The organism is Streptomyces sp. NPDC086077 (assembly GCF_040686175.1).
Lineage (GTDB): Bacteria > Actinomycetota > Actinomycetes > Streptomycetales > Streptomycetaceae > Streptomyces.
In genome coordinates, this window is the sequence record NZ_JBFBJT010000135.1 from 1 (window position 1) to 20,331 (window position 20,331).

General features: G+C 72.0%; 19 protein-coding genes. 15 read left to right on the top strand and 4 right to left on the bottom strand.

Annotated features, from left to right (window positions below; all coding sequences use genetic code 11):
* From AB0O67_RS29320 to AB0O67_RS29345, 6 genes are all read left to right on the top strand, one after another.
* Positions 1–816, top strand: an 816-nt coding sequence (locus AB0O67_RS29320; protein WP_365456319.1) for a 2-oxo acid dehydrogenase subunit E2, incomplete at its 5' end; no start/stop codon positions are given.
* Between the two features lie 187 nt (positions 817–1,003).
* On the top strand, positions 1,004–1,627 hold the full coding sequence (locus tag AB0O67_RS29325) for a GntR family transcriptional regulator (protein WP_365456322.1): 624 nt from the start codon (positions 1,004–1,006) through the stop codon (positions 1,625–1,627).
* A 30-nt stretch (positions 1,628–1,657) separates the two neighbouring features.
* Complete coding sequence (locus tag AB0O67_RS29330; protein WP_365456325.1) at positions 1,658–2,719, top strand: ABC transporter permease; 1,062 nt, start codon at positions 1,658–1,660, stop codon at positions 2,717–2,719.
* A 279-nt stretch (positions 2,720–2,998) separates the two neighbouring features.
* Entirely contained in the window at positions 2,999–5,701 is a 2,703-nt protein-coding gene (gene aceE / locus AB0O67_RS29335) for a pyruvate dehydrogenase (acetyl-transferring), homodimeric type (RefSeq protein ID WP_365456328.1), read from the top strand.
* A gap of 76 nt (positions 5,702–5,777) precedes the next feature.
* A complete protein-coding gene (locus AB0O67_RS29340) occupies positions 5,778–6,752 on the top strand; it encodes a WYL domain-containing protein (protein ID WP_365456331.1) in 975 nt (324 codons plus the stop codon).
* A 76-nt stretch (positions 6,753–6,828) separates the two neighbouring features.
* Positions 6,829–7,347, top strand: coding sequence for a DUF4240 domain-containing protein (locus AB0O67_RS29345; protein WP_365456373.1), 519 nt, complete (start codon positions 6,829–6,831; stop codon positions 7,345–7,347).
* 28 nt (positions 7,348–7,375) lie between these two features.
* Here the strand turns inward: AB0O67_RS29345 and AB0O67_RS29350 are convergent, their stop codons facing one another.
* Positions 7,376–7,540, bottom strand: a complete 165-nt coding sequence (locus AB0O67_RS29350; protein ID WP_365456334.1) for a hypothetical protein — start codon at positions 7,538–7,540, stop codon at positions 7,376–7,378.
* 101 nt (positions 7,541–7,641) lie between these two features.
* The gene (locus AB0O67_RS29355; RefSeq protein WP_365456337.1) at positions 7,642–8,445 is read right to left on the bottom strand and encodes a peptidoglycan recognition protein; all 804 of its coding nucleotides are present in this window, start codon (positions 8,443–8,445) and stop codon (positions 7,642–7,644) included.
* A 241-nt stretch (positions 8,446–8,686) separates the two neighbouring features.
* On the opposite strand from AB0O67_RS29355, the gene AB0O67_RS29360 reads away from it, so the two are divergent.
* Entirely contained in the window at positions 8,687–9,871 is a 1,185-nt protein-coding gene (locus tag AB0O67_RS29360) for a MarP family serine protease (protein ID WP_365456340.1), read from the top strand.
* Between the two features lie 22 nt (positions 9,872–9,893).
* Here the strand turns inward: AB0O67_RS29360 and AB0O67_RS29365 are convergent, their stop codons facing one another.
* Complete coding sequence (locus AB0O67_RS29365; RefSeq protein WP_365456343.1) at positions 9,894–10,382, bottom strand: GNAT family N-acetyltransferase; 489 nt, start codon at positions 10,380–10,382, stop codon at positions 9,894–9,896.
* Positions 10,383–10,454: 72 nt separating this feature from the next.
* On the opposite strand from AB0O67_RS29365, the gene AB0O67_RS29370 reads away from it, so the two are divergent.
* Together AB0O67_RS29370 and AB0O67_RS29375 are read left to right on the top strand one after the other, a co-directional pair.
* Positions 10,455–11,351 (top strand): TIGR01777 family oxidoreductase, encoded by an 897-nt coding sequence (locus AB0O67_RS29370; protein ID WP_365456346.1) that lies wholly within the window; start codon positions 10,455–10,457, stop codon positions 11,349–11,351.
* Between the two features lie 168 nt (positions 11,352–11,519).
* Positions 11,520–12,899 carry an NAD(P)/FAD-dependent oxidoreductase gene (locus tag AB0O67_RS29375; RefSeq protein ID WP_365456349.1) on the top strand — a complete coding sequence of 460 codons (1,380 nt, stop codon included), beginning with the start codon at positions 11,520–11,522 and terminating at the stop codon, positions 12,897–12,899.
* A 177-nt stretch (positions 12,900–13,076) separates the two neighbouring features.
* On the opposite strand, the gene AB0O67_RS29380 is transcribed toward AB0O67_RS29375, so the two are convergent.
* Positions 13,077–14,513 carry a regulator gene (locus tag AB0O67_RS29380; protein ID WP_365456352.1) on the bottom strand — a complete coding sequence of 479 codons (1,437 nt, stop codon included), beginning with the start codon at positions 14,511–14,513 and terminating at the stop codon, positions 13,077–13,079.
* A gap of 249 nt (positions 14,514–14,762) precedes the next feature.
* Here AB0O67_RS29380 and lipB point away from each other — a divergent pair, with 249 nt between their 5' ends.
* The 6 genes from lipB (at position 14,763) to AB0O67_RS29410 (ending at position 20,215) form a co-directional block, all read left to right on the top strand.
* A complete protein-coding gene (lipB, locus tag AB0O67_RS29385) occupies positions 14,763–15,581 on the top strand; it encodes a lipoyl(octanoyl) transferase LipB (protein WP_365456355.1) in 819 nt (272 codons plus the stop codon).
* A gap of 129 nt (positions 15,582–15,710) precedes the next feature.
* On the top strand, positions 15,711–16,676 hold the full coding sequence (gene lipA / locus AB0O67_RS29390; protein ID WP_365456358.1) for a lipoyl synthase: 966 nt from the start codon (positions 15,711–15,713) through the stop codon (positions 16,674–16,676).
* Positions 16,677–16,948: 272 nt separating this feature from the next.
* Complete coding sequence (locus tag AB0O67_RS29395) at positions 16,949–17,191, top strand: hypothetical protein (protein ID WP_365456361.1); 243 nt, start codon at positions 16,949–16,951, stop codon at positions 17,189–17,191.
* A 10-nt stretch (positions 17,192–17,201) separates the two neighbouring features.
* Positions 17,202–17,903, top strand: coding sequence for a DUF4191 domain-containing protein (locus AB0O67_RS29400; RefSeq protein ID WP_365456364.1), 702 nt, complete (start codon positions 17,202–17,204; stop codon positions 17,901–17,903).
* 145 nt (positions 17,904–18,048) lie between these two features.
* Positions 18,049–19,125 (top strand): right-handed parallel beta-helix repeat-containing protein, encoded by a 1,077-nt coding sequence (locus AB0O67_RS29405; protein ID WP_365456367.1) that lies wholly within the window; start codon positions 18,049–18,051, stop codon positions 19,123–19,125.
* A gap of 43 nt (positions 19,126–19,168) precedes the next feature.
* The gene (locus AB0O67_RS29410) at positions 19,169–20,215 is read left to right on the top strand and encodes a methyltransferase (RefSeq protein WP_365456370.1); all 1,047 of its coding nucleotides are present in this window, start codon (positions 19,169–19,171) and stop codon (positions 20,213–20,215) included.
* Positions 20,216–20,331 lie beyond the last annotated feature (116 nt).

Genomic DNA, 20,331 nt, shown 5'->3' on the forward strand with positions numbered 1-20,331 from the left:
GCCGAAGCCGCCAAGGCCGCCGCGGCCGCCCCGGCCCCGGCCGCCGCCGCGGGCCCGGCCGCCGCGAAGAAGGCCCCCGTCCTGGAGGCCTCCCCGCTGCGTGGCCAGACCGTGAAGATGCCGAGGATCCGCAAGGTCATCGGCGACAACATGGTCAAGGCACTGCACGAGCAGGCCCAGCTGTCGTCGGTCGTCGAGGTCGACGTCACCCGCGTGATGAAGCTGCGCGCCCGTGCCAAGGACGCGTTCGCGGCCCGTGAGGGCGTCAAGCTCTCGCCGATGCCGTTCTTCGTCAAGGCCGCGGCCCAGGCGCTGAAGGCCCACGCGCCGGTCAACGCCAGGATCAACGAGGCCGAGGGGACCATCACCTACTTCGACACCGAGAACATCGGTATCGCGGTGGACTCCGAGAAGGGCCTGATGACCCCGGTCATCAAGAACGCCGGTGACCTCAACATCGCCGGTATCGCCAAGGCCACGGCGGACCTCGCGGGCAAGGTCCGCGGGAACAAGATCACGCCGGACGAGCTCGCGGGCGCGACCTTCACCATCTCCAACACCGGTTCGCGCGGCGCGCTGTTCGACACGATCATCGTGCCGCCGGGTCAGGTCGCGATCCTCGGCATCGGCGCCACGGTCAAGCGCCCGGCCGTCATCGAGACGGAGGAGGGCACGGTCATCGGCGTCCGCGACATGACCTACCTGACCCTCTCCTACGACCACCGCCTGGTCGACGGCGCCGACGCGGCCCGTTACCTGACGGCGGTCAAGGCCATCCTGGAGGCCGGCGAGTTCGAGGTCGAGCTCGGCCTGTAGAACGCCCAGTCGACACGGTGACGCCCTCGCCCGGAACTCTCCGGCGAGGGCGTCGCCGTTTCCCGGGGCGCGGGGAACACAGGCGTGTGCGCCTCGTCTCACCTGCACCAGAGCGCCCCCGTGCGCCCCTCCCTCACGCGTGGACGGCCTTATTGTCTAAACGTCAAACGCGCCTTAAGGAGCTCCCATGACCGCGCCCGTCGTCCACTCGCTGCGCGAACAGATCCGCGAGCACATCCTGGAGGGGATCATCAGCGGGCGCTGGCAGCCGGGCGAGCGGATCGTGGAGCGCCGTATCGCCACCGAGCTGGAGGTCAGTCAGACGCCGGTCCGTGAGGCGCTGCGCGAGCTGGAGTCGCTGCGTCTGATCGAGTCCGCGCCCAACAAGGGCGTACGGGTGCGGAACCTGACCGCGGCGGACCTGGAGGAGAGCTACCCGGTCCGGGCCGGCCTGGAGGCGATCGCCGCCGAGCTGGCCGCGGAGCTGCTCGCCGACGACTGCTCCGCGCTGGAGCCGCACGTCACCGCCCTGTACGAGGCCGACCGCAACGCGGACGGCACGGCCCAGGTGCGGCACACGGTCGGCTTCCACCGCGAGCTGGTCCGCGCCGCCGGCAACTCCGTGCTGCTGCACACCTGGGAGGGGCTCGGCATCGAGGTGTTCACCGCCCTGTCGATCCGCTGGCTGGGGACGGTGCAGCAGTCGTACGCCGAGGAGCACGAGGAACTGGTCGCGGCCTTCCGGCGCCGGGACCCGCGGATCGCGGAGATCGTGAAGTCCCATGTCCTGGGGTGCGCGCCGCGGGCGTGAGCCCGTTATTACGCACCGTAATGTTGACGTATGTCCGATGCGGCGCATGGTGTTCACGGCAAACCGCCCACGCGTGAGGAGAAGTGGGACCGCTTCCGGCAGTCGCCCTTCCTGCCCGCCACGGTCCTGGTGCTGATCATCTCCGCGGCGGCGTGCCTCTTCGCCGGCTCGTACACGTACTCCATGGCGAACCCCACGCCCCACTCCATCCCGACGGCGGTGGTGGGGCAGTACGAGGCGGCGCGGGGACGCGCGTTCATCGAGGGCATGGAGCGGGCGCTGAACGCGTCCATGAAGCTGCGCGCCTACGGCACCGTGACCGAGGCCCGCTCGGCGGTGGAGGAACAGGAGATCTTCGCGATCCTCGACGTGCGCGAGAACGGACGGCTCGTCAGGTTCGACGTCTCGGGGGCGTCCGGGGCGTCCGTGGCGGAGGTGCTGGCCGAAGCGGCGGTCGCCGTGGGGCGGCAGACCGGGGTCGCGGTCACGCTGAAGGACATCAACCCCTTGCAGAAGGGCGATCCGCGCGGGCTGGCGATCTTCTACATCTCCCTGGCGGCCGTGATCATCGGGTTCGTCGGGTCGATCCAGCTGAGCGTGCACGCGCGGGAGCTGAATCCGCTGGAGCGGATCGCCTTCACCGTGACGTACGCGCTGATCGGCGGGTTCGGGATCGCGGCGGTGGTGGACTGGGGGCTCGGGGCGCTGGACCTGCCCTTCGTGGAGTCCTGGATGATCCTGGCGCTGACGATGCTCACGAGCGGGATGGTCTTCACCATGTTCAACACGCTCATGGGACGCTGGGCGATGCTGCCGACCTGGGGCCTGATGGTGCTGCTGGGCAACCCGTCCTCGGGCGGCGCGGTGTCCTGGGCGCTGCTTCCCTCCCTGCTGGGAGAGGTCGGGCGCTGGCTGCCGCCGGGCGCGTCGGTCAACGCGCAGCACACGGCGGTCTACTTCCCCGACCACCAGCACGCCTTCCCCTTCCTCGTGCTGGCCGGGTGGCTGCTGGTGTCCCTCGCGGTGTTCCTGAACTGGTCGCACCGGCACCCCGGCGGGCGGGTACGGAACCCGGCGCACGCCGGCCCTTGACGGCGGGCGACAACCGAGCGGCATGGCACTCAGACGCGCTCCCACCTGCAGAAACCAAGGGAAATCCCGGCACCGCGTGCCCAAATCGGAGGCACCGCGTGCCGACTTTCTCGCGATCGAGAGGTTTTCCGGGTCAACCCTTTGATCGATCATCGATCAGGGAGTTACAGTTCCGGACGGGCTTCCACCAGAGCCTCACGCCCTGTCCTGCCAAAGACCAAGGGCACCCCCGAACCCTTACCGATGAGGGAACCCCCTTCGACTGAGGAAGGCGGCGACATGACCGACCCCAACGCCACCCAGCCGAGCGAGCTCGACCAGCTCCCGGACCGCGACCCGGAGGAGACCGCCGAATGGCGGGCCTCCCTGGACGCCGTCGCCAAGGCGGCCGGGCCGCACCGTGCCGCGTACCTGATGCGCCGCACGCTGGAACGCGCCGAGGGCACCGGCATTTCGCTGCCCAAGCTCCTGGAGACGGACTACGTCAACACCATCCCCACCGCCGCCGAGCCCTCCGTGCCCGGTGACGAGGAGATGGAGCGGAAGATCACCGCCTGGAACCGCTGGAACGCGGCCGCCATGGTGACCCGCGGCTCCAAATACGGCGTCGGCGGCCACATCGCCACCTTCGCCTCCGCGGCCTGGCTCTACGAGACGGGCTTCAACCACTTCTTCAAGGGCAAGGAGGCCGACGGGTCGGGCGACCAGCTCTACATCCAGGGCCACGCCTCCCCCGGCATCTACGCCCGCGCCTTCCTCGACGGCCGGCTCAGCGAGCACCACCTCGACAACTTCCGCCGCGAGGCCGGCGGCAACGGCCTGCCGTCGTACCCGCACCCCCGCCGCCTGCCCTGGCTGTGGGAGTTCCCGACGGTGTCGATGGGCCTCGGCCCGCTCTCCGCGATCTACCAGGCGCGGTTCAACCGCTATCTCACCAACCGCGGCATCAAGGACGTCTCCGCGTCCCACGTCTGGGCCTTCCTCGGCGACGGCGAGATGGACGAGCCGGAGTCGACGGCGGCGCTCGCGCTGGCCGCGCGTGAGGAGCTGGACAACCTCACCTTCGTCATCAACTGCAACCTGCAGCGCCTCGACGGCCCGGTCCGCGCCAACTTCAAGATCGTGCAGGAGCTGGAGGCCCAGTTCCGCGGCGCCGGCTGGAACGTCGTGAAGACGCTGTGGGGCTCGGCCTGGGACGAGCTGTTCCAGCTCGACACCACGGGTGCGCTCGTACGCCGCCTGCGCCAGGTACCCGACGCGCAGGTACAGACGTACCAGACCCGCGACGCCGCCTACATCCGCCAGGACTTCTTCGGTGCCGACCCGGCGCTCGCCGAGATGGCGAAGCTGCTGAGCGACGACAAGATCCTGGACTGCTTCCACTTCTCCCGCGGTGGCCACGAGCCGCGCAAGGTCTACGCCGCGTACAAGGCCGCCGTCGAGCACAAGGGCGCACCGACCGTGATCCTGGCCCAGACGGTCAAGGGCCACACCCTCGGTGAGGGCTTCGCGTCGAAGAACGCCAACCACCAGATGAAGAAGCTCTCGGTGGACGAGTTCAAGACGATGCGCGACCTGCTCGACCTGCCGATCGCGGACAGCGCGTTCGTCGACGGCGTGGTGCCCTACGCCCACCCGGGCACCGACTCCCCCGAGGTCCGCTACCTCCAGGAGCGCCGCGCCGCCCTCGGCGGCCTCGCCCCGGCCCGCCGGGTGCACCCGGTCGCCCCGCTGCCCGCGCCCGCCGAGAAGGCCTTCGCCTCCTTCGACAAGGGCTCCGGCGCGCAGAACGTGGCGACGACCATGGCGTTCGTCCGCCTCGTCAAGGACCTGGTCCGCGACAAGGAGAGCGGAAAGCGCTGGGTGCCGATCGTCCCCGACGAGGCGCGCACCTTCGGCATGGAGTCGCTGTTCCCGTCGCTCGGCATCTACTCGCCCAAGGGCCAGACGTACGAGCCGGTCGACCGCGACCAGCTGATGTACTACAAGGAGGCCAAGGACGGCCAGATCCTCAACGAGGGGATCACCGAGGCCGGTTCCATGGCCGACTTCATCGCGGCCTCGACGTCGTACGCGACGCACGGCGAGACGATGATCCCGTTCTACATCTTCTACTCGATGTTCGGCTGGCAGCGCACGGCCGACCAGATGTGGCAGCTCGGCGACCAGCTCGGCCGCGGCTTCCTCGTCGGCGCGACGGCCGGCCGTACGACGCTGACGGGCGAGGGCCTCCAGCACGCCGACGGCCACTCCCCGGTGATCGCGGCCACCAACCCGGCCGCCCTCAGCTACGACCCGGCGTTCGCGTACGAGATCGCCGTCATCGTCCGTGAGGGTCTGCGCCGGATGTACGGCGAGGCCAAGCCGGGCGAGGACCAGGACGTCTTCTACTACCTGACGGTCTACAACGAGCCGCTGCCGCAGCCCGCGAAGCCGCAGGGCCTCGGTGTCGACGAGGGCATCGTCAAGGGCCTGTACCGCTTCAACACGGCGGAGTCGGCGGGCGTGACCGTGCCGGCGAACGCCCCGCGCATCCAGCTGCTCGGCTCCGGAACGGCGATCCACTGGGCGCTGAAGGCGCAGCGGCTGCTCGCCGAGGAGTGGGGCGTGGCCGCCGACGTGTGGTCCGCGACCTCCTGGAGCGAGCTGCGCCGGGACGCGCTGGAGGCCGACGCGGCGCTGCTGCGCGGCGAGGAGCGGGTGCCGTACGTACGGCAGGCGCTCCAGGGCGCGGAGGGCCCGGTCCTCGCGGTCTCCGACTACATGCGCCAGCTGCCGGACCAGATCGCGCAGTGGGTCGAGCAGGACTGGTCCTCGCTGGGCGCCGACGGCTTCGGCCTGTCCGACACCCGTGAGGCCGCCCGCCGCCACTTCGGCGTCGACGCGGAGTCCATCGTGGTCGCGGCCCTGGCCCAGCTCGCCCGGCGCGGCGAGGTCAAGGCGACGGCCGTGAAGGAGGCCCGCGAGAAGTACGGCCTGTAAGGCCCACGCTCGCCGAAGGGGGTACGGCTGCTGCCGTGCCCCCTTCGTTGTCGGTGGCCCCCGGCATCATGGCCGTATGCGTGCTGCCCGGCTCATCAAGATGGTGCTGTTGCTCCAGTCCCGCCCCTCCATGACCGCCGCCGAGCTCGCCCGCGAGCTGGAGGTGTCCGAGCGGACCGTCACCCGGGACGCGCAGGCGCTGTCCGAGGCGGGGGTCCCGGTGTACGCCGACCGGGGGCGGGCCGGGGGGTACCGGCTGATCGGCGGCTACCGCACGCGGCTGACCGGTCTGCACCGCGGTGAGGCCGAGGCCCTGTTCCTGTCCGGGGTGCCTGGGGCGCTGCGGGAGATGGGGCTGGAGGACGCCGCCTCGGCGGCCCGGCTGAAGGTGTCCGCCGCCCTGCTGCCGTCCCTGCGCGACGCGTCCCGTACGGCCGCGCAGCGCTTCCATCTGGACGCGCCGAACTGGTTCAAGGAGCCCCGCACACCTGAGCTGCTGCCCGTCGTCGCGGACGCGGTGTGGGACGACCGCCCGATCACCGCGCGGTACCGCCGGGGGGACGGCGAGGTGGAGCGGGAGCTGGAGCCGTACGGGCTCGTGCTCAAGGCGGGCGTCTGGTACCTGTGCGCGCGGGCGGTCCCGCAGGGGGCCTGGCGGGTCTACCGGATCGACCGGTTCACGGCCGTCGGCACCGGCGAGGAGCGGTTCGCACGGGACGAGGAGTTCGATCTGCCCGCCTTCTGGGAGGAGCGGGCCGAGCAGTTCGCGCGGTCCCTCCTGCGCGCCGAGGTCGTGGTGCGGCTCTCGCCCGCCGGGGCGCGCGCCCTGCCGTACGCCGTCGATCCGCTCTCCGCCCGCGGGGCGCTGGACGACGCCGGCGCCCCGGATTCCGGCGGATGGGTGACGCTGACGCTGCCGGTGGAGTCCGAGGAGGTCGCCCACACACAGCTCACGGCGCTCGGGGCGGAGGTCGAGGTGCTGGCACCGGAGAGCCTGCGGGCCCGCTTCGCCGGTGACGCGGCCCGGCTGGCCCGGCTGTACGGCGCCTGACGCGGCCTTACCGCCGATAACGATCCACCGCACTCCGCGTGCGCCCCACCCGGGAAGGCACGATGCTTGACCCGTGATGGACGAGACGGAGTTCTGGGAGCTGATCGACGCCACCCGCGAGGCCGCCGAGGGCGACCCGGAGGAGCAGGCGGACCTCCTGGTGGAACGGCTCCTCCAGCAGGAGCCCGACGAGGTCCTCGACTTCGCCCGTCACTTCGAGGCCCGCTACAACCGCGCGTACACCTGGGACCTGTGGGGTGCCGCCTGGGTGCTGCTCGACGGGGCCAGCGACGACGCCTTCGACTTCTTCCGGTGCTGGCTGATCGGCCAGGGCCGCGAGGTGTACGAGGGTGCCGTGCACGTCCCCGACTCGCTCGCCGACCTGCTGGACGATTTCGACGAGGAGATCGACGGCGACGGCGAGGAGCTGGGCTACGCGGCCGACGAGGCCTACGAACAGCTCACCGGGACCGTCGCCCCCGACCTCGGCATCGCGCCCGCTCCCGCGGAACCGGAGGGCACGCCGGTGGACTTCGAGAACGAGGCGGCGCTCGCGCAGCGGTATCCGCGGCTGTGGGACCGCTTCAAGGAGTGAGGCCGCCGGTCCTCGGGCCCAGGCGGGGCTAGCCGTGCGGCTGGTCCGCGCCGTGGTGCAGCGGCGCCGCGTTGGCCTGGTCGAGGGCGGACACGATGGCCGTGCGCGGGCCCAGGACGACGGTCGCGACCGCGCAGAGCACGGTCCAGGGCCCGCGCAGGGCCTCGCTCCACGTGCCTGTGTCGTCGCTCATGACCCCCATCTCCGGTCGGCCGACGAGCGGAGCGGTGGGGCGCCGGCCGTCGTGCGGCCCGCGCGGGGGCCGCGGCCTTCCTGTGGGGTTCACGAGGGGAGTCACGGGCGCCCCTGCAACCGGGCCGCCAGGTCCCTGATCTCGGGCAGCCGCGCCGTCAGGGCGGCGCCGGGGCAGCGGGTCATGTAGCCGTCGCCGTGGCCGGCCAGGGTGGGCAGCACGGCGGCGGTGCCGGCGGCGAAGCGGCTGAGGCTGTTGCTGGAGACCAGGCGTACCGTCGCGCGCGGGTCGGTGCCCGACGTACCCAGCTTCCACGCGGACAGCGCGGCGATCGCGTCGGTCATCACGCGGGGCACCTCGGCGCCCGCGGTGAAGGTGCCGATGGCGGCGATGCCGGTGCTGCGGTGGTTGAAGCCGAGGGTGTGGGCGCCGGTGACCGGTCGGTCGACGCCGCCCGCGCGGCCCTCGTAGATGGTCCCGCAGCGGTCGACGAGGAAGTTGTAGCCGATGTCGTCGAAGTCGCGGGCGCCGGTCTGACCGGCGTAGAGGTCGCGGATGATCTGCGGGACGTCCTCGCAGCGGTACGCGTTGGGCGTGTCCGTGTGGTGCACGAACACGGCGACGACGCTGTCGTCGTAGCGGGGCGGCGGCTGCTTGCCGGGGGCTTCGCCGGGGTCGGCCCAGACCGTCCGGGGGAGGACGGCCGGCCTGGGGGCGGTGTGCGGGGCGGGTACGCGGGCGGCGAGCGCGTGGGTGTCGCGGGCGGCCGTCACCGACTGGTCCACGCCGTGGGCGCACAGCGCCAGGGCGGTCACCGCGGCGAGTCCGGGCAGACAGCCCGCGAGCACCACGGCGTTGCCGGGTATGTGCACGGCGCGCGGCCGTGCTCCCTGTCTTCTTCTCATGCCACGTTTCAGGACACGCATGGACCCACTGTCGGGCCGGTCCGGTCCGCCCGCGATGTGTGCTGTGCCACCCGGTGGAACCATCGTCCGGGTCGGTGACGTTTTTCGGGTACACGCAGACGTGGCGGGTTCGCGGCCGGCACCACGGTCGTGGCTGATCACCGGACCCGTCCGGCGCGTACTAGGGCGTGCCGGGGCGCGTGGCCGCGCGCACCGACGGGGACTGGAGAAAGGCTGCTCCGTGGACCTGCTCGACATCGTGCTGGCGCTGGTGATCCTGGCCTACGCCGGCTCCGGCTACCGGCGCGGGCTGGTGGCCGGCTGTGTCTCGCTCGCCGGGTTCGTCGGCGGCGCGGTGATCGGCGTGTGGATCCTGCCGTGGGTGATGGATCTGGTCTCGCCGGGGACGACGACGGCGACGGTGACCGCGGTCCTCACGGTGCTGGTGCCCGCGGTGGTGGGGCACGAGCTGGCGGGGCGGCCGGCGCTGCGGCTGCGCCGGGAGCTGGAGCGGGGGCCGCTGCGGGTGGCCGACGGGGTGGGCGGGGCGGCGGCCAACTCGGTGGCGGTGCTGATCGTGGCATGGGTGGCCGCGAGTGTGCTGGCCGCGTCCTCCTCGCCGCTGCTGACGGGCGCGATCCGGGACTCACGGCTGCTGGGCGCGGTGCAGACCGCGATGCCGGACGCCACCCCGGCCTGGTTCTCGCGGGCCACGTCCGCGCTCACCGAGGCGGGTTTCCCGCAGGTGTTCAACCCCTTCCAGAACGAGTCGACCGCCGAGGTGGCCAGACCCTCCGGGGACAACGTCACGCAGAGCGCCACCGACGCCGCCCGGCGGAGCACGGTCAAGGTCGAGGGCGTGGCGGACGGACAGGGGCGTGAGGGCAGCGGGTTCGTGTACGCGGCCGAGCACGTGATGACCAACGCGCACGTGGTGGCGGGCATCGACGCGCCGACCGTCCGGATCGGTGGGGTCGGGCCGTCGTACCAGGCCCGGGTGGTGCTGTTCGATCCGGGCAAGGACGTGGCGGTGCTCCATGTGCCGGATCTGCCCGCCCCCGCCCTGGAGTTCGACGACGACGCCGACCGCGGGGACGCGGCGGTGGTCGCCGGCTATCCGCAGGACGGCGGGCTGGACCTGCAGGCCGCGACGGTCGCGAACCGGGTGCGGGCGACGGGGCAGAACATCTACAACAACGAGAACGTCACCCGGGAGATCTACTCCATCCGCTCCACCGTCCGCCCCGGCAACTCCGGCGGCCCGCTGCTGACCACCGACGGCAAGGTGTTCGGCGTGGTCTTCGCCCGCTCCACGTCCGACGCGGAGACGGGCTACGTCCTGACGGCCGCGGAGGTCGCCGGCGACGCGGCACGGGCGGCACAGGCGACGGTGCCGGTGGACACCGGCGAGTTGGTGACGTCGTGACGGCGGCGCCCGGCGGGGCGCCTCACAGGGCGCGGCCCATCAACACGTCGTCGACGTACTTCCCGTCGAGGAGGAACTCCTCCGGCAGCACGCCCTCCACCACGAAGCCCTCCGCCTCGTAGAGCCCCCGGGCCGGGGTGTTGTGCCCGAGGACCCGCAGGGTGAGCCGGCGCGCCCCCTGCCGCCGTGCCTCGTCCTGCACGGCCCGCAGCAGCGCCCGGCCGACCCCGCCGCCCCGCGCCTCGTCGGCGACGACCAGGCCCTGTATCTGCCGGACGTGGGAGTTGCTCTCCAGCGGCGTCGACAGGCCCAGCCGGATGTAGCCGACGACCACTCCGGCGAGTTCGGCCACGAGATGGTCGTGCGGCCCGAAGCGGTCACCGAAGAAGGGTTCGTACGGCGGCCTGGGGCGGGGCTGGACGGAGTGCAGCGCGGACCAGCAGCGGCGGTCCAGCCACCCCAGCGTGTCCTCGTCGGTGTACCTGGCGTGACGTATGTACGGAACCGGCATGACGTCACTGTACGGCGGCCGTACGAGCGTCAGTGAGGCCGTTCGGCCCGGTCGACCGGGCAGGATGGGCGCATGGAGCGAATCGCGGTGGCCGGCGCCTCCGGCCTCATCGGAAGCGCCCTCGTGCGGTCCCTGACCGCCGAGGGGCACGAAGTGGTGCGTCTGGTGCGCCGGGAGCCCCGGGCGGCGGACGAGATCCGCTGGGACCCCGAGGGCGAGCACGTCGACGCGGCCGGGCTCGCGGGGTGCGACGCGGTGGTGAACCTGGCGGGTGCCGGCGTGGGCGACCGCCGCTGGACCGACGCGTACAAGGCACGGATCCGTGACAGCCGGGTGCTCGGTACCGCGACGCTGGCCAGGGCCGTCGCCGGGCTGCCGGTGGAGCGGCGGCCGCGGGTCCTCGTCAGCGGCAGCGCGATCGGCTACTACGGGGACACCGGGGAGCGGACCGTCGACGAGGACGCGCCCTCGGGGAGGGGTTTCCTGCCGGAGCTGTGCGTGGAGTGGGAGTCGGCCGCGGCGCCGGCGCTCGACGCGGGGGTGCGGACGGTGTTCACCCGGACCGGGCTGGTGGTGTCCCGCGAGGGCGGCGCCTGGGGGCGGCTGTTCCCGCTGTTCCTGGCCGGGCTCGGTGGGCGGCTCGGGGACGGGCGGCAGTACTGGTCGTTCATCTCGCTGCACGACGAGGTCGCCGCGATCCGGCACCTCCTGGACCGGGAGGACCTGTCCGGGCCGTTCAACCTGACGGCCCCGGAGCCGCTGACGAACCGTGAGATCACCGCGGCGATGGGGCGGGTGCTGCGCCGGCCCACGCTGTTCGCGGTGCCGACGCCGGTGCTGCGGGCCGCGCTGGGCGAGATGGCCGGGGATGTGCTGGGCAGTCAGCGTGCGGTGCCGAAGCGGCTGCTGGAGTCGGGGTTCGACTTCGCGTTCCCGGGGATCGAGGGGGCGATCCGGGCGGCCGGGTGAGGTGTGCCCACGAGTCTGACCGTATGCGACCGCCGTGCGACCGTGCCCTGTCCATGCGCGACTGTCCCTGACCGGAGACAGACCTAACCTCGACCCGAACTCGGGTATCTCCGAAGCCGGTTGAGGGCATGACCTCTCCACCGGCCGCGTAACGTCGAGGAGGGGCACGTGCTTGAGCCCGCGTATCAGGCGGACGTCGTCGTCGTGGGAGCCGGGGTCGCCGGTCTCGCCGCGGCGCATCGGCTGACCGGTGCAGGAATCGCGACCACCGTGCTGGAGGCCGCCCCTTGTGTGGGCGGGCGGATGACGACGGAGAAGGTCGACGGCTTCCGGCTCGACCGCATCGGGCAGCTCCTGTTCACGTCGTATCCCGAACTGCGCCTGACTCCGGGGCTCGACGCGCTCGCGCTGCGCGCGTTCGCCCCGGGCGTCCTGCTGCACAGCGACGGGCGCCGGCAGCGTGCGGGCGCCCCGGCGGGCGGTGGGAGCGCAAGGGGCGCACTCCATGCGGTGCGCGCCCTTGCGAGCGCCCCCAGGGTGACGCCGCGGCCGACCGCCGGGCCACGCGGGCTGGCGGGCGCTCCCCGGGCGGGTGCGCCGCTGGGCGGTGCGGTGGACCAGGCGCGGCTCGGGGCCGCGCTCGCCCGGATCGGCGCGATGCCGGTCGAACGGCTGCTGTCCCGCCCGGAGTCGCCCGCCGGACAGGCCCTCGCGACGCGCGGGCTGCCCGCCCGGACCATCGACGGCTTCCTGCGCCCACTGCTCGCCGCGCTGCTGTGCGACCCGGAGCTGACCACGTCCAGCCGGTGCGCCGACCTCGCGCTGCGGGCGTTCGCGGCAGGGCGGATGTGTCTGCCGGAGGGGGGCGCGGAGGTGCTGCCGGAACTGCTCGCGGGCGGGCTGCCACCGGGGTCGGTGCGGACCGGGGTGCGGGTCACCGGGGTGTCCACGACGTCGGTGAGCACGGCCGAGCACGGGGAGTTCCGGTGCCGGGCGGTGCTGGTGGCGACGGACGCGCGGACGGCGGCCGAGTTGCTGCCCGGGCTGCGGGTGCCGGACTTCCATCCGGTGACGGTGGTGCACCACACGACCGACGAGCCGCCGGAGACCGGCGCGTCGCTGCTGCTGGACGCCGACCGGGGTGGGCCGGTGACGCACACGGCGGTGGTCAGCGCGGTCGATCCGGCGCGGGCGCCGGCGGGGCGGGCGCTGGTGTCGTCGACGGTGCTGGGGACGGCGCCGAGCGATGTCGACACGGCGGTGCGGATGCACCTCGCCCGGCTGTACGGCACGTCGACGGCGCGCTGGGAGACGCTGGCCGTGCAGCACACCGCCGAGGCCGTCCCGGCGATGCGCCCGCCGCACGATCTACGACGGCCGGTGCGGTTGCTGGCGGGCCTGTACGTGTGCGGCGACCACCGGGACACCAGCACGGTCCAGGGCGCCCTGCACTCGGGCCGCCGCGCGTCCACGGCGATCCTGACGGACCTCGGCGCGGCGGGCTCCCTGCACACGGCAGACCCCAGCCCCACGGCCCACGCGGCCTGAAACACCCCGGCCGGTCCGCCCGCGAGGGGTCCACGGACACCTGGGCACCGCCACAAGGGGGCCTGCGGCCCGGGGCGGCGCGTGGAGGCGCCGTCCCCGGGGTGCGGCGCGCGGGGCACCGGCCCGGAGGGCCGGGAGAGGTGTGGCGGGAGCGAAGCGCCGTCGCGTCGGCGTCGTTCAGTTCAGAGCCGCCACCTTGTCGCGGTAGCTTCGGGCGGGGGCCGCGTCCTTGTACGGCTCCAGGCGGCGTTCGAAGTCCTTGACGTACTCCACCGCCCGCACCGAGCGCATCTCCGCCGCCTGGCCGGCCGCCTCCGCGGCCAGTTGGCAGGCCTGGTCGAGTTCGCCGAGGCCGAGGCGGGCGGTGGCGAGGACGACGCAGCAGAACAGCCGGCTGCGGGCGAGCCCGGCGGGCCGCAGCTGCAGCGACCGCTCGGCGTGCTGCGCGGCGGCGCGGAACTGCTGGAGGTCCCGGTGGCAGTGCCCGAACTCGTCGGCGAGCTGCCCTTCGTCGAAGAAGCGCGCCCAGTACGGCAGGTCGTCCCCGGGCCGGGCCGTCTCCAGCGCGCGCTCGGCGCGGACGAGCGACGCGGTGCACGCCCGCACCTCCCCCAGCACCGCGTGCCCCCGCGCCTCGGCGGCGTGCAGCAGCGCCTGGACGACGGGCGGCGCGGAACCGCCCACTCCCTGCTGGGCCACCCGCGCCAGCTGCACGGCCTCCCGACCATGGCTGAGATAGACGGCCTGCCGGCTCATGGTGACCAGCACGTACGCCCCGTACGCCCGGTCCCCGGCCGCCTGCGACAGCCGCAGCGCCTGCACGAAGTACCGCTGCGCGAGCCCGTGCGCGGCGATGTCGTACGACGTCCAGCCGGCGAGCCGGGTGAGGTCGGCCGCGGCGGCGAACAGCCGGCGGCCGGTCTGCTCGCCGTAGGCGCCCCGCAGCATCGGTTCGAGTTCGTGCTCCAGGTAGCGCACCAGCGCCTGCCGGGCGTGGCCGCCGCCGTAGGCGTTGTCGAGGGTGCGGAACAGTTCGGCGACCGAGCGGAGCGCGGCGATGTCGCCGCCGGTGACCCGGTGGCCGGGCCCGCGCTCGGCCCGGCCGCGCTGCTGGGGCACCGCGGGGCGGCCCTGGAGGGGCACCCGGGCCGGGGCGTCGCCCCGGGCGACCCGCTCGTCGGCCCGGCCGATCAGCCAGTCCCGGCTGGGGACGACCAGCCCGGCCGGCGTGAAAGCGATCTTGCGCAGCTCGGCATGGCTGCCGGAGTCCTTGCGCCACAGGCCGCTGACGATGTCGACGGCCTCCTCCGGACCGGCCGCGAACTCCAGACCCGCGTAGACCGGGGCGCAGGCGTCCAGGCCCAGGTCCTGGGCGGTGAGCCGGCGGCCGAGCCGGCGGGTGAACACCTCGGCGATGAGCGCCGGGGTCGTGCCTCGGGGCTGCTGCCCTCGCAGCCAGCGGGTGACGGACGTCTTGTCGTATCTGAGGTCGAGTCCGTGTTCGAGGCCGAGCTGGTCCACGCGACGGGCGAGACCTGCGTTGGAGAACCCCGCTTCTGCGATGAGCGCGGCGAGCTGGCGGTTGGGAGTGCGCTGCGCGGGTCGTTCCGTCATCTGCGGTGCGGTCTCCTGCCTTCGGGCTTTCGGCGGCCTTCGCCGCCGTGCTGCCCGGATTGCCTGTGAGCAGCCCTTATGGCCTCGTGAACGGCGCGAATGTAGCGGAGAGTGAGCGACTGATCGCACACTTCGACGTTCATTCATCCGATCGTGTGAGGATTGCCACCAGCGCTGACGCACCCCTGGCAGTCGTACAGTGGCGTAGGCGCTTTTCGTGCCTTACGACCTTCTAGGGAGGCGCTTGCCGTGAGTGAGTTGCGGTTCGTCCGTATGGGATTCGGTGCGGACGCCGTCGAGTACCAGGAGGCGTGGGACGAGCAGCGCCGGGTGCACGCGGCGCGGTTCGCCGACGAGATCCCCGACACCGTGCTGCTGCTGGAGCACCCGCCGGTGTACACCGCGGGCCGGCGCACGGCCGACAACGAGCGCCCCCTCGACGGCACCCCCGTCATCGACGTGGACCGCGGCGGCAAGATCACCTGGCACGGCCCGGGCCAACTGGTGGGCTACCCGATCCAGAAGCTGCCGCGCCCGGTGGACGTCGTGGCGCACGTACGGCGCCTGGAAGAGGCACTGATCCGCACCTGCGCGGCGTTCGGCCTGGAGACCACCCGCGTCGAGGGCCGCAGCGGCGTCTGGGTCCTCGGCGACCCGGTCGAGCAGCGTCCGTCCCTCGGCGGCCTCTCCCTCGACTTCGACCCCCGCCTCCAGGACGACGAGTTCGACCCCCGCCTGAACGGCCCCGAGTACGCCCCCTCCAACGCCGGCCAGCGCCGCGAGGACCGCAAGATCGCCGCGATCGGCATCCGCGTCGCCAAGGGCGTCACCATGCACGGCTTCGCGCTCAACGTGAATCCGGACAACGCGTGGTTCGACCGCATCATCCCGTGCGGCATCCGCGACGCCGGCGTGACCTCCCTCGCCAACGAACTCGGCCGCGACATCACGATCGAGGACGTGACCCCGGTCGTCGAACGCCATCTGACGGACGTACTGGAGAACGCGGACCTGAGGCCGCGCGAGATCGAGAGGACGCCGGCAGCAGTCGGCCCGTCCGGCGTCTGAGACGTGGACGCGGGCCGGCAGCAGGGTCCGGGAACGGCAGCCCCAGCGAGGCCAGCACCCACGCCGGGCATTCAAATCAACGGGCGTACCCTTGAAGTCGCCGAAGAATCAATCGCTAGGGAGCCGGTCGTGTCCGCAGTCGCACCCGACGGACGCAAGATGCTGCGCCTGGAGGTCCGCAACAGCCAGACCCCCATCGAGCGCAAGCCCGAGTGGATCAAGACCCGGGCGAAAATGGGCCCCGAGTACACGAAGATGCAGAACCTCGTGAAGAGCGAGGGCCTGCACACGGTCTGCCAGGAAGCCGGCTGTCCCAACATCTACGAGTGCTGGGAGGACCGCGAGGCGACGTTCCTCATCGGCGGCGACCAGTGCACCCGGCGCTGCGACTTCTGCCAGATCGACACCGGCAAGCCCGAGGCGCTCGACCGCGACGAGCCCCGCCGTGTCGGCGAGTCCGTGGTCACCATGGACCTCAACTACGCCACCATCACCGGCGTCGCCCGCGACGACCTGGAGGACGGCGGCGCCTGGCTGTACGCCGAGACCGTGCGCCAGATCCACCAGCAGACCGAGGACCGCGCCGAGGGCCGCACCAAGGTCGAGCTGCTGGCCCCCGACTTCAACGCGGTCCCCGAGCAGCTGGCCGAGGTCTTCTCCTCCCGCCCCGAGGTCTTCGCGCACAACGTCGAGACGGTTCCCCGGATCTTCAAGCGGATCCGCCCCGGCTTCCGCTACGACCGCTCGCTGAAGGTCATCACCGCGGCCCGCGACCACGGCCTGGTCACCAAGTCCAACCTGATCCTCGGCATGGGTGAGACCCGCGAGGAGGTCGGCGACGCGCTCAGGCAGCTGCACGACGCCGGTTGCGAGCTGGTCACCATCACGCAGTACCTGCGCCCGTCGGTGCGCCACCACCCGGTGGAGCGCTGGGTGAAGCCGCAGGAGTTCGTGGAGCTCAAGGAGGAGGCCGAGCAGATCGGCTTCTCCGGTGTGATGTCCGGCCCGCTGGTGCGCTCCTCGTACCGCGCCGGGCGGCTGTACCAGATGGCCGTCGAGAAGCGGGGCACGTACATCGCTGCCCAGGCCGTCTGACACGGCGTCACCCGCCTGCCCCGCAGGGCGCGTGGCAGACGTGTGAATTCCCGCACAAGCGGCTACCCGTCAGTAGTGACCGATACGACGCGGTCCTGACCGTCCTCGCAGATGGGGACGTACGTCAGGGCCGCGTTCGTGTGCGAGGGCTTCGCGTCAAGGCTTCATCGGTGTTTGACCGGTCGGTCACGCCCTGGTAACACCAATCAGTGACGCTGGACTCACACCACGTACACCCGCATCCGCAGCCTTTTCGAGGGGGGACCTCCACCATGCAGGCCGCGCCCGTTCGCGCCACCGCGATTCCGTCCTTCTCCACCGCCCTGCGCGCAGTGGAGTCGCTGCTGATGGGCAGCGGTCAGCGCACCGCGCGCCGCAACGCCTGGACCTCCGTGCTGGAGGACCGCCGCAGGGCCAAGGACCGGATCGAGGCGCAGCAGATCGTGGAGCGTGCCTTCGCCCCCGTCGCTCCTCAGTTGCACACTGCCGTCGAAGGCGCTTCGCGGGACACGTAGACTTCGTGGCATGGCGAGGAAGGAATCCGCAGCGGACGCTGCGAACCCCGGGCGACTGAAGCAGATCGCTCTGACCTACAAGATGACCCGCAAGGCCGACAAGAAGATCGGTCTTGTACTCGCGGCAGTCGGAATCGTCACCCTCGGTGTCTTCCTCGCGATCGGTTTCTTGATCGGTCACCCCATCTATCTCGGCATCCTGGGCCTGCTGCTCGCCTTCCTCGCGACGGCGATCGTCTTCGGGCGCCGGGCCGAGCGGGCGGCCTTCGGGCAGATGGAGGGCCAGCCGGGCGCAGCCGCGGCGGTGCTCGACAACATCGGCCGGGGCTGGTCGACGACCCCCGCGGTGGCGATGAACCGCAGCCAGGACGTGGTGCACCGGGCGGTCGGCAAGGCCGGCATCGTGCTGGTCGCCGAGGGCAACCCGAACCGGGTGAAGTCCCTGCTGGCCGCCGAGAAGCGGAAGATGAACCGGGTCGTCGCGGACGTGCCGGTGCACGACCTGATCGTCGGCACCGGCGAGGGCACGGTCGAGCTGAAGAAGCTGCGCACGACCATGCTGAAGCTGCCGCGCGTGCTCACCGGTCCGCAGGTGACCGCCACCACGGACCGGCTGCGCGCGATGGGCGACCTGATGAGCAACATGCCGCTGCCGAAGGGTCCGATGCCCAAGGGCATGCGGATGCCGAAGGGCGGGCCGAGGGCGCGCTGAGTCGCGGCAGCGCGACGACAGACGGATCACCGAGCCGGCGGCACCTGGGGTGCCGCCGGCTCAGCCGTACCATCCGCCCGGATGACACGCCACCGAACGGAGCATCCGGCCGGTAATGGGGTGATTCGCTCTTAGCCTTCCGAATGTGACAAAACGCCATATCACGTATCTCGCATGCGCGACCACGCTCTTCGGCGCGCTCATCGGTACCGCCCCGGCCTCCGCCACCCACCGCATCCACGTGGTGACGCCGGGCGAGTCGATCCAGAAGGTGGTCGACGCCGCACAGGCCGGAGACACGGTGCTCGTGCTCCCCGGCACCTACCACGAGAGCATCACGGTGCGGACGCCGGGACTGACCCTGCGGGGCATGGGCCAGCGCACGGTGATCAAGCCGGCCCCGAAGGCGCCGGGCACCAAGACGCCCCCCATCGGCTGCAAGGCGGCCGGGAACGGCATCTGCGTGATCGGGGCAAAGCACAAGGCCGTCCCGGACGTCACGATCGCCGACCTGAAGGTGACCGAGTTCCCCAAGGTCGGCCTGTACGCCCTGGGGACCGACCGTCTGACCGTGCAGCGGGTGACCGCCGAGGACAACGGGCAGTGGGGCATCTCCCAGGAGCACTCCACACGAGGCGTGTTCCGCCAGAACACCGCCCGGGGCAACGGTGACGCCGGTCTCTTCCTCGCCAACAACGTCAAGGCCGAAGTCGGCGCCATGGACAGCAAGGGCACGGTGATCGAGCGGAACCACCTGGCGGACAACCGCATCGGCCTCACCGTCCGCCGGATGCGGAACCTGGAAGTGGCGCACAACTACGTCACCGGCAACTGCACCGGCATGTTCCTCGTCGGCGACGAGAACAAGCCGAAGGCGGGTGCCCTGACCGTCAGCGACAACCGCGTCGAGCGCAACAACAAGTACTGCGCCAAGACCGCCCGGCTGCCCTTCCTGCAGGGCTCCGGCATCGTCCTGACCGGCGCCGAGAACAGCCTGGTCACGCGGAACACGGTCATCGGTCACGCGGGCACTTCGCCGCTGTCGGGCGGCATCGTCCTGTTCAAGAGCATGGTGGGCGTCACCAGCGAGCGGAACCGGATCACCGGCAACCGCCTGGAGGGCAACTCGCCGGCCGACCTGGTCAACCAGGAGGCCACCGCGAGCGCCAACGCCTTCGAGGGCAACGCCTGCGGGGCCTCCAAGCCCACGGGGCTGTGCTGACCGGACCGACCTGCCCCACCCACGCAAGGAAGGAAGGCGGCACATGACCGCTCCATCCCCCGAGCTCTCGGCTCCTCCGCCACCGCCGCCGTCCATGCGGCTGAGAGAGCTCGTGTTCGGGGCGGCGTGTGCCGCCGCCGTCCGCGCGGCCGCCCGGCTGGGCATCGCCGACGCCCTCGCGGACTCCCCCATGACCGTGGAGGACCTCGCGGCCGCGGTGAAGACCGACCCGAAGCCGCTGCGCCGGCTGCTGCGCGCCTTGTCCTGCTACGGCGTCTTCGCCGAGGGGCCCGACGGAACGTTCGGCCACACCGAGATGTCCCGGCTGCTGCGCGAGGACGACCCGAACAGCCTGCGGTACATCTCGCTGTGGTGCACCGAGCCGTGGACCTGGGACGCCTGGCCCAAGCTCGACGAGGCCGTGCGCACCGGCCGCAACGTCGTCGAGGACCTGTACGGCAAGGAGTTCTTCGTCTACCTGAACGAGGACGCCCCGGAGTCGGCCGACGTCTTCAACCGCGCGATGACCACCTCCAGCGAGCAGTCGGCGCGCGACGTCGCCGCCCTGCTGGACCTGTCCGGCGCCTCCTCCGTGGCGGACCTCGGCGGCGGCCAGGGGCACGTGGTGGCCAGCCTGCTGGACAAGTACCCGTCGATGCGGGGCTACCTGCTCGACCTGCCGCGTGTGGTGGAGAACGCCGTGCCACGGCTGCGCCAGGGCGGCGACCTCGCCGACCGGACGCGCATCGTGCCCGGCGACGTCCGCGAGTCCGTGCCGGTCGAGGCCGATGTCTACGTCATCAAGAACATCCTGGAGTGGGACGACGGGTCCACGGCCAGGCTGCTGCGCAACGTCATCGAGGCCGGCGGCCCCGGCACCCGGGTCGTGGTCATCGAGAACCTCGTCGACGACACCCCGTCGATGCGCTTCAGCACCGCCATGGACCTGCTGCTGCTCCTGAACGTCGGTGGTGCCAAGCACACCACCGCCAGCATGACGGCGCGGCTGACCGAGGCGGGTCTGACCGTCGGCGACGTCCGGCCGGTCAACCCCTACCTGCACGCCTTCGACTGCACGGTCGCCGGGTGAGCGGACCGCTTCCAGGGAACACCGGTGCCGGGCCCAAGAATGACAGCGCTGTGCCATCCCGTCACCGAGGGGACGCCGATGTCCTTCACCTCCGTACACCGCGGTGCCCGGCTCTC